We start from the raw sequence: 3,386 nt of genomic DNA, 5'->3' as shown, positions 1-3,386 counted from the left end.
TAGCTAGTTATTCACTATCCATTTTTTAAATCGGCGTTTTTTGATGTTTTAAATGCTTTATAAGCGCATTTCAGCTTATATTAGGTAAAAACCTAGAAATTTTATAAAGACATAAGGTGCACATAGTGCAAAAAATTAAACATGGGACGCCAGATACTTGAGTTTTTCTGTCACTTAATCTGTACAGAGAAGATAAATAAATAGCTTCAGTTTCATGATAAGGGCGCTGGGGGAATTTGTCAAGGAAGTTTTTTTTGTTTCTATGGGTCAGTTGGTACGCGCTTTGCCTTTTAACAGATGTAAAAGCACAATTATTACGAACAACATTCCACCAACAACTGATATAGCGCCACCTATAACGAAGCACGTGCGTGCTAACATTGACGAAATACTTGGCAGATCTGCAACCTTCCTTAAAGCACCATATCCACCAAGCCACACAAGGCCAGTGATATGGAGAAAATGCCCTATACTGTAGGCATAAATCTGTAATCTTACCATGGAACTTTTTATCTCTTTAAAGTTTAATTTAGGTAACATCCAGTAGACAAAATTCATAAAAGCTATAGTGATCCCAACTACAGAACCATGGTAATGAGCGGGAATCGTGACATTACCTTCAATAGTCAACACTCCGAGCACATCTCCATAAGTGAACAACAAAAATGAATGTAATAAATAGTTGCTTTTATCATTAATAAAAGTTCTGATGTTGTAGCACACTAATATTATCAAAAAGCACGGCAAAACTGCTCCAGCAATCCTCATATGCCAAGTAAAAAACTGTATTAACTTGGCACTATCAACTGGATAAACAAAATATACAAACGGTGCGCCTACAGCTAAAATCGTGTTTATAAATAGTGGTAAAATAGTAATTTTATTGTTTGAAGCTAAACTAATATCATTGGAACTTAGCATTATTAAATAGACTAAAAACATTCCTTGAGCAAAAGCAAACTGCAATAAATGTCCGCCTCCCCAAAAGAGATATTCGTAAAATAAATTATTATCTGAGTGATATAGACCTGGAGGCATATTATTATATGCTAAAACAAAGCAAAGAAATGACGATACAAGTATAATAACTAGCCCAATTTGCCCAACAGAGAGAAATGAAACCTCTTTTTTTGATGTGTATGCTAGCATTGTATTTACTAATATACTGGCAATAAATAAACTGAGTCCAAGTAAAAATAATTTGTTTTGTAATACGGGAATATAGTTACTTTTGATAACTTCAGTGTTTGGAACGAATGCGGATATAAACATGAGCAGCATCGAAAGGGTTGATAGAACCCATGAAAAGTTAAACCAACTATTGGTATTTTGTAGGTTTATGATAAAGAGCAGAGATATTATAGAGCACATCCACACTAAAATTGACAAGTTCACGTGTATTACCAGCGCATTATCAAAAATATATTGTGCAGAAGGAACAAGAGAGGAGATAAAAGGCAATCGTAGAAAAATAACAATTATTGACAGTAACCCAGAGCAAGCAAGAGCACATACTGCCAAGAACATCCATTTTCTACAGAGCGGAGCGTTGTCTTGTATATTAAGCACAATCTTTTTTCTCAATTTTGTTCAATAGGAAACTAGTACAACATTGCATAATTTTATTATGCCAGTTTTGATCAGAATTTGCAAGCTCTTTTATTCGGAATATTATATATAAGTGATCATGGTTGATTTCTACCTGCTTAACCAGCATCTTAATAATGTTCTGCTTAGTCTGCCAATCTACTTTATCAAGCTGGGACTCAATATTTGAAGAAAAGTGTTTTAAGCTGTCGGTAATAAGACTCAGTTCCTGCTTTAGCCTTTTTTGATCAAGTACCTTTTCTTTTTCTGCTTCAATCTCTTTCAAACGTTGCCTCATTGTCTTAATCCGTGACTCAAACTCCTCCTTACTTATATATTCTTGTGTGTAGCCATCGATTAAATTTGAGATCATTCGTTTTAGCTTATTCTCCTGTTTTTCAAGATCCTTATCAAATTTCTTATCTCCTAAAAGAAGACGTTGATACTCATTTGTGATCTTATCTGGTTCTCTTAATACACTCTTTACTTCTTCCCATATGACTGTGTCTAACACATCTGTGCGGATTAATTTATTATCGCATAGCTTGGTGTTATTAAATCTGTGGGCATCTGTACTAGTACAACGATAGTAAAAATATACACGTTTTTTCCCATTTTTATTACTGTTGCCATGCATACCACAGTAAGCATATTGACAACGCTGACACACCAATAAACCCTGTAGTAAAAACGTTTTACTCCTTTGTCTTACTCTTGCTCTGTTTTCATCTAACTGCTTCTGAACTGCATTAAACAGATCTTCATTTATTATGCTTGGTACTGAAACATGAATCCAATTTTCTTTGCTATTAGAGTAAACAGAATAACTCCTTCTAGATTTTGAGCGTGCAGACTTTAGTTTTGGACCAACTTTCCTTTTACCAAAAGCTGCTTTTCCAATATAAGCAGGATTTTTTAATATCTGACTAACAGTACTGCTGTTCCAATATCTTTTTCCTGTTTGTGTTATGATAGGTGCTCTATCTAATCGACGTACAACTTCTCTGATACTTGCTCTTTCTGTACCGACCCAAGTGAATATCTTGTGTACTACGCTTGCTTCTTCTTCATTTATTTCAAATCTCGCTTGCTCATTCCCAGCATTTTTACCCATATAGCGATATCCATATGGAGCTCTGGCCATAACACTTACAAACCCTTTTCTTGCTGCATGAAGCCTTCCTCTACGATTTCGCTCCATAATTTTTGCACGTTCGTATTCTGCTATTGCTCCCTGAAGTTGTAAAAATAAATTAGAATCTGGATTATCATCAAACTTATGATTCAAGAATACTATTTCAGATCCTGCTTTCCTAAACTCCTCAAGTAGGATCATCTGATACGAGGATTTTCGTGAGAGCCGATCTGGTGAATGAATGTAAATTTTATCAATTTTACCTTCTGCTACTTTATCACGCAGCCTTTCCAAACCAGGGCGTTCTAAATTCGATCCACTGTAACCATTATCGATGAATCGATGCTCATCTAATAATTCGTGTCCATCGCTACTAATGCGACATTCGAGCTCTACAATCTGACTCTCTATTGTATTCTCCCGTACTTGTTGTCTCGATGAGACTCTTGCATAAAAGCTCGCTATTTTCATTTTCTTCTACCTCCTTCACCTTATATAATTGTTCATAGGCATCTGCCAAGTATGTATCTGATAATCGGCTAGGTTCATAACGACGGTGAACAGTAAATTTTTGCATAGTCTTTCTCCTGTAAAATTTTCTTAGAACCTGTTTAAAATCTTCGTAATAGGAGAGAAATGAAGGAAAGGACAATCATTTGCAAGC

General features: G+C 35.2%; 2 protein-coding genes. Both read right to left on the bottom strand.

The features are described 5' to 3' along the window. Positions 1-267: 267 nt before the first annotated feature. Positions 268-1,527 (bottom strand): cbb3-type cytochrome c oxidase subunit I, encoded by a 1,260-nt coding sequence (locus OZD63_RS03085; protein WP_338062839.1) that lies wholly within the window; start codon positions 1,525-1,527, stop codon positions 268-270. A gap of 34 nt (positions 1,528-1,561) precedes the next feature. Then, complete coding sequence (locus OZD63_RS03080; protein WP_275008081.1) at positions 1,562-3,193, bottom strand: recombinase family protein; 1,632 nt, start codon at positions 3,191-3,193, stop codon at positions 1,562-1,564. Positions 3,194-3,386: the final 193 nt, after the last annotated feature.

It is taken from the genome of Wolbachia endosymbiont of Drosophila leontia (assembly GCF_028981785.1).
GTDB lineage: Bacteria > Pseudomonadota > Alphaproteobacteria > Rickettsiales > Anaplasmataceae > Wolbachia > Wolbachia pipientis.
This window is presented reverse-complemented; position numbering and strand designations above follow the sequence as displayed.

Coding starts and splice junctions, on each gene's coding strand:
- OZD63_RS03080 (WP_275008081.1), bottom strand. CDS start 3,193: ATGAAAATAGCGAGCTTTTATGCAAGAGTCTCATCGAGACAACAAGTA.
- OZD63_RS03085 (WP_338062839.1), bottom strand. CDS start 1,527: ATGTTCTTGGCAGTATGTGCTCTTGCTTGCTCTGGGTTACTGTCAATA.